This window comes from Microcoleus sp. K5-D4 (assembly GCF_036704575.1).
GTDB lineage: Bacteria > Cyanobacteriota > Cyanobacteriia > Cyanobacteriales > Microcoleaceae > Microcoleus.
On record NZ_JAUBSD010000164.1, the window covers coordinates 1 to 5391 of the forward strand.

The following is a 5391-nucleotide window of genomic DNA, read 5'->3' on the forward strand; positions in this document are numbered from 1 at the left end:
ATTTAACAGGCTTTTCAATTCACCTATCATTTTCAGTTTGTTTTGTCAACTCCTAATACTGAACCGACGCCCTAGTAGGAGTACAGGCAATGAGTTCTATCTTTTTCAGCCCCAACGATTGGCAAACAGTCACCTTTAGGCTGACGGCTGCACTACTGGTAGGCTTCGCGATCGGCATGAACCGCCAGCAGCCAGGTAGACCAGCAGGTTTAAGAACCTTTATGATTGTGAGTCTAGGCGCAGCTATATTTGTAATGATTCCTTTGCAGATGGATGGCGACAGCACCTTTTCCTCTTCCAATGCTTTGAGCCGAACTATCCAAGGAGTTGCCACAGGGGTAGGCTTTCTCGGAGGCGGAATCATTCTGCAACAAACTCAATACCCAGTGGGTAAAGCTGAAGTAAAAGGATTAACTTCCGCCGCAACTATTTGGTTGGCTGCCGGATTAGGTGCAGCGGCAGGCTGCGGTTTGTGGGTAATGAGTTTGATAGGAACGCTGTTTGCACTCTTGGTTTTGAGTGGCGTCAAACGGCTTAAGAAGTCTGCGTTGATTCGTGCTTATGCTAACAGCCAACCAAAAACACGAGTCAAAGATGCAGCCTCAGTGCCAGATCGGCAGCCAGAATAACTGAGCTTCCCTTTCAAAAAGTACAAGATATACTCAGCACGGTTAAACACAATTCTGAGTACCTTTTGCGATTAATTGCTCTGGCTTGAAGCTCAGAAATTTTTAGATTAAAATAGAATTCAAATTTTGTTCATGGGTGAGAAGAGCCTGAGTAAGTAAGTCCGATCTTGCTGTCTTAAACCTCGAAAAACCGGAGTAATACTTAGAATATAAACACTTCTTTTTGCCATACTCTTTGAACTAGGTTTCAAGCCAGAATTGCGCTATCAAACAAATCCCGATACAGGAGAATGTGAGTTGTAAGCTTTTCTCAAGCCAATTTTTACTTGAGATGACAATGACAATTCGGCTTTTCAATCAAAGACTCAACCAAACCATTCAAAGCAACCGCCGCCAACAACCCGCCGCCTAAAGTCCCGACAGTCGTAACGTACGCAACGCCCGATCGCACTAACCGCCGTTTCGCCACCGGAGAATGACTAAAACCGATCTACCAATTACCAACTAAAGCAATTAGCTGGGGCCGCCGCGCTCAAAATGTTGTCAAACAAAACATTGTTTTTGCACTCAGTTGGATTGTGCTGTTATTAACGGCTAATTTTTTCGGAAATATCACCATGCCTTTAGGCGTCATAGGTCACGAAAGCTCTACAGTAATAGTAACCTTAAGCGGTTTGCGACTGCTGAGAAATTAGACACTAAAAACCGTTGAAATCGAGGCATATCAAGAGTGAAATGCGTTCTCAGGCAGAGCCTATTGGTGACAATTTAACGTTAAACTAACAGTCTCTGTTGTTTATATCGAAGCCTAGATACCCCCTAACCCCCCTTGTTAAGGGGGGGACAAGATTCTTCTCAAAGTGGGTCTTCTTAAGGGGGATTTAGGGGGAGCGAGACTCAACTACAAGCGATATTTATTATGAGTTTCAGTCTTAAGCTGTTACCAATGGGCACAGCCTGGGAACGAGAATCCGATTTGCCTTCACCTGCGGTTAAAAATTAAAAATATTAAGAAAAACTACAATTTGTGTTGGCGTCACTCAAAATACGCTAGCGTCAAAAGTATGGAATCATACCAAAATCTCAAGTTGCTCGAAAATGCAATAAAAATTAACCTAGAAAAAGTCTAGAAAATGGTATAGAAGTGATTGCACCAAGAGCAATGGAAAACAAGTTTTCTGTTGGAGGCAATATGAACGAAAAAGTCCTTGGGGCCACGCGGAACGTTGCAATTGTTGGCCCTTATTTAAGCGGTAAAACCGCACTGCTCGAAAGTTTGCTGTCGGTGACAGGGACAATTACCCGCAAAGGAAATGTCAAAGAGGGCAACACAATAGGTGATAGTTCCCCGGAAGCGCGCGATCGCCAAATGAGCGTAGAAGTAAACGCCGCCACCGCTGAATATCAAGGCGTCCGCTTCACATTTCTCGACTGTCCGGGCTCGGTAGAATTTGCCCAAGAAACTTACAATGCGCTGATTGGTGTGGATGCGGCGATAATTGTTTGCGAACCCGTTGCCGATCGCACTTTAACCCTCGCACCCCTGTTTAAATTTCTCGATGATTGGGAAATTCCCCACCTAGTTTTTATCAACAAGATCGATCGTGCTTACACAGACGAAACTACTTGCGGCACCAACTTCAGCGAGGTGATCGACGCGCTCAAATCCGTTTCCAGTAGACCGGTCGTACCTCACCAATATCCGATCGGCAAAAACGAACAAATCATCGGTTTTATCGACTTAGTAACCGAACAAGCTTACCACTACCATCCGGGCGCCGCCGCAGATCCCGTCCCGCTTCCAGAACACCTCAAAGCACAAGAAAGCGCAGCGCGGCAGCAAATGCTCGAAGAATTGGCGAATTTTGACGACCATTTACTCGAAGAATTGCTCGAAGAAATCAATCCCGACGCCGAAGAAATTACCCGGGATTTAAAGATGGAATTAGGCGCAGATTTAATTGTGCCAGTATTCATCGGCATCGCCGAACAAGATTTCGGCGTGCGGCCTCTGCTGGAAGCTTTGCTGAGGGAAGCGCCGACACCCGAAACTACAGCCGATCGTCGCGGTATTATACAAAGTGAAAACAAAGTTCTGGCTCAAATCCTCAAAACATATTACACGCAGCAGGGAGGCAAACTATCGTTAGTGAGAATGTGGCGGGGGACGCTGGCAGACGGAGCAATTTTGAACGGCGTTCGAGTTAACGGTTTGTACCGCTTGACAGGCCAGCAAACACAAAGTTTGCAGTCTGTCAGCGCCGGAGAAATTGTGGCTTTGGGAAGGCTAGAAGGCGTGAAAACAGGCGATACGCTGGCGCTAGACCGATCGGAAGAATTGCCAAAAGCCGAAATCATCCCGCCTGTCTACGCACTGGCGATCGTCCCAGAAAAGCGCAACGATGAAGTTAAGCTGAGCTCCGCTTTAGCTAAATTGTTAGAAGAAGACCCATCTTTAGTCTGGGAACAGCACGGCGACACTCACGAAATTATACTTTGGGGTCAAGGCGAAATCCACCTGAAAGTCGCCTTAGACAGGTTGCGCCGCAAATATAATTTGCCGATGGCGACTCACTTACCCCAAGTGCCATACAAAGAAACCATCCGCAAACCAGCATCTTCCATCCACGGGCGCTACAAACACCAAAGCGGCGGACACGGACAGTTTGGCGACGTGTACCTCGATATTGCACCGCAGCCTCGCGGAGAAGGTTTCAGCTTTAGCGACAAAATAGTCGGCGGCGTCGTCCCAAAACAGTACATTCCCGGCGTGGAAGTGGGAGTACGCGAGTATTTGGATCGCGGCCCGCTAGGTTTCCCCGTGGTAGACGTAGCGGTGACGCTGACGAACGGTTCCTACCATACCGTTGACAGTTCCGAACAAGCTTTCAAGCAAGCGGCGCGTTTGGCGATGCAGGAGGGAATGGCGAAGTGCGAACCGGCATTGCTGGAGCCGATCGCCAAAGTTGAAATTTGCGCTCCGAACGAGTGTACATCAAAGGTATTGCAGTTGGTCAGCGGACACCGCGGCCAAATTCTCGGCTACGAAGGTAAAAAAGACTGGAAGGGATGGGATGCAGTTTCTGCTTATTTGCCGATCGCAGAAATGCAGAATTTAATCGTAGAATTGCGATCGCAGACAATGGGAGTCGGATTTTTTAATTGGGAGTTTGATCGATTGCAAGAAGTGCCGGAACCTTTAGCTAAGCGGGTTTTGCTAACGACTGGCGGCAATGGAAACGGTAACGGTAAAAGTTAGTTAGCTGTCTTCAAAAACCCGGTTTCTCCAAGAAACCGGGTTTTTGCACGAGTTGCCATTAAAGTTTATTGCGATGGATTCTCATTTCTGGGATTATTGAGTTAACTTACTTAACGCTGAAATAATATTCTCAGCTAGCATTAACGCATTTCTCGCTTCTCCTTGTAAGTTAAACATAGTATCTTCATAATCAGCTTTATTCCTAAGTTCTCTCAATCTGCTTAAATTTTCACCTATTTTGACCATATTTTTCATTTTAGTTGGGTGTTCTATAAATTCTTCGGCTACATATTTATGTTCGTTGATATCGCGATTCTTACGAAAAAGTCTTGGGTCTTGTTCAATGTCGCGTAAGTAATTTCGCGCTAGGCAAAATGTCGAATAGTAGGCTCTACTTATCGCCGATCGCAACTTGGCATCCCTGTTAGCTGAACTATCACCATTTGTGGCAGCTAACTCTTGGGCTAACTTCAAATATTCAGACCAATCAAATTTCATTTGACTCCCATTCAAGGCTAATATGTAAATCATTTTTGGGGGCGGCTATTTTAGCATCTAGCCACCAACTATCGTCAAGGATGTTCAACTTTGCAAAAGCTTCCTCGACTTCGACTTTAGTGTAGATAGCAATCCACAGCGATCGCCAGTTGGCAATTTCTGGATCGGTTTTCACTTCCAATCCCAATCTTTCCGTAGGAAAGAGTTCTCTAATCTTAGAATGAGCTTCTAAAATCAAAAGTGCGATCGCTTCTTGTTCGATAATGATTTTAAAACTTTCTACTGGGTTTTCAACCGCGTACAGGCTTTTGATTTGATTAAAAGATGCAATTAAATTGTCAAAGGCTGTAGCTATTTCAGAGGGACTCTCCACTTCTCCTTGTGACTGAGGAAAGGAAGGGCTTAAATTTCCAGCGTCAGTGCTGTAAATGCTGTCACTTGTCGGCTGGTAGCGTTTATCTTTTGATTTTGCTTGGTACTGCTCTTTTAAGTCGAGGCGTTCTCTTGTGTAAATTTCGTTGATAGTAGTGTTTTGTCCGGCTAATTTTTCAAAAGCCAATATCGCAGAACTTATGATACTATCTTCCAACTCGCCAAGTTGAATAGATGAATCTAGTTGAGCTAAAGTAGCCCCAATGGCTTGTAGCCGAATAATATCTGTTGCTTTCATAATAGTCGATGGTTGGGAAGTTAGGGATTAACTTTACCAGTAATCGTGAAACCTGCCCAGTGATAGAGAGCGGCATAAGGCGGTTCATCAGACTCCATTTTAGCATCATTTCTGCGGATTAGGTTAGCTTCGTCTCTCAAATCTTGACTGCAACTGGAATTGTACGTTACTTTAGCCAATTCGAGATACCAGTCGGATAGTTCGCTGTAGGTAATAGTTCGGAGCCATTTTTGTGCTTCTTTGAGGGCTAGTGCCGGATGCAGGGTAAGAGCATCTCAATTAGGCTTGACACAAGGACTCAGAAGAATCTAATGTAGGGTCAATAAAACAAGAAA

General features: G+C 45.2%; 6 protein-coding genes. 2 read left to right on the forward strand and 4 right to left on the reverse strand.

Annotated features, from left to right (window positions below):
• Window positions 1–89: 89 nt before the first annotated feature.
• Complete coding sequence (locus QUA77_RS28515) at window positions 90–629, forward strand: MgtC/SapB family protein (RefSeq protein ID WP_333253575.1); 540 nt, start codon at window positions 90–92, stop codon at window positions 627–629.
• A 322-nt stretch (window positions 630–951) separates the two neighbouring features.
• Here the strand turns inward: QUA77_RS28515 and QUA77_RS28520 are convergent, their stop codons facing one another.
• Window positions 952–1119, reverse strand: coding sequence for a precorrin-8X methylmutase (locus QUA77_RS28520; protein ID WP_445302113.1), 168 nt, complete (start codon window positions 1117–1119; stop codon window positions 952–954).
• Between the two features lie 702 nt (window positions 1120–1821).
• Between QUA77_RS28520 and QUA77_RS28525 the strand changes: the two genes are divergently transcribed.
• Window positions 1822–3888, forward strand: coding sequence for an elongation factor G (locus tag QUA77_RS28525; RefSeq protein ID WP_333453969.1), 2067 nt, complete (start codon window positions 1822–1824; stop codon window positions 3886–3888).
• Between the two features lie 93 nt (window positions 3889–3981).
• Here the strand turns inward: QUA77_RS28525 and QUA77_RS28530 are convergent, their stop codons facing one another.
• Genes QUA77_RS28530 through QUA77_RS28540 form a run of 3 tightly spaced genes read right to left on the reverse strand, consistent with a single transcriptional unit; the run spans window position 3982 to window position 5235 of the window.
• The gene (locus QUA77_RS28530; protein ID WP_333453964.1) at window positions 3982–4386 is read right to left on the reverse strand and encodes a HEPN domain-containing protein; all 405 of its coding nucleotides are present in this window, start codon (window positions 4384–4386) and stop codon (window positions 3982–3984) included.
• Entirely contained in the window at window positions 4376–5056 is a 681-nt protein-coding gene (locus QUA77_RS28535; RefSeq protein ID WP_333453966.1) for a hypothetical protein, read from the reverse strand. Before QUA77_RS28535 ends, QUA77_RS28530 begins: the two co-directional genes overlap by 11 nt.
• Window positions 5057–5076: 20 nt before the next feature.
• Window positions 5077–5235 carry a hypothetical protein gene (locus QUA77_RS28540; protein WP_333453968.1) on the reverse strand — a complete coding sequence of 53 codons (159 nt, stop codon included), beginning with the start codon at window positions 5233–5235 and terminating at the stop codon, window positions 5077–5079.
• Window positions 5236–5391 lie beyond the last annotated feature (156 nt).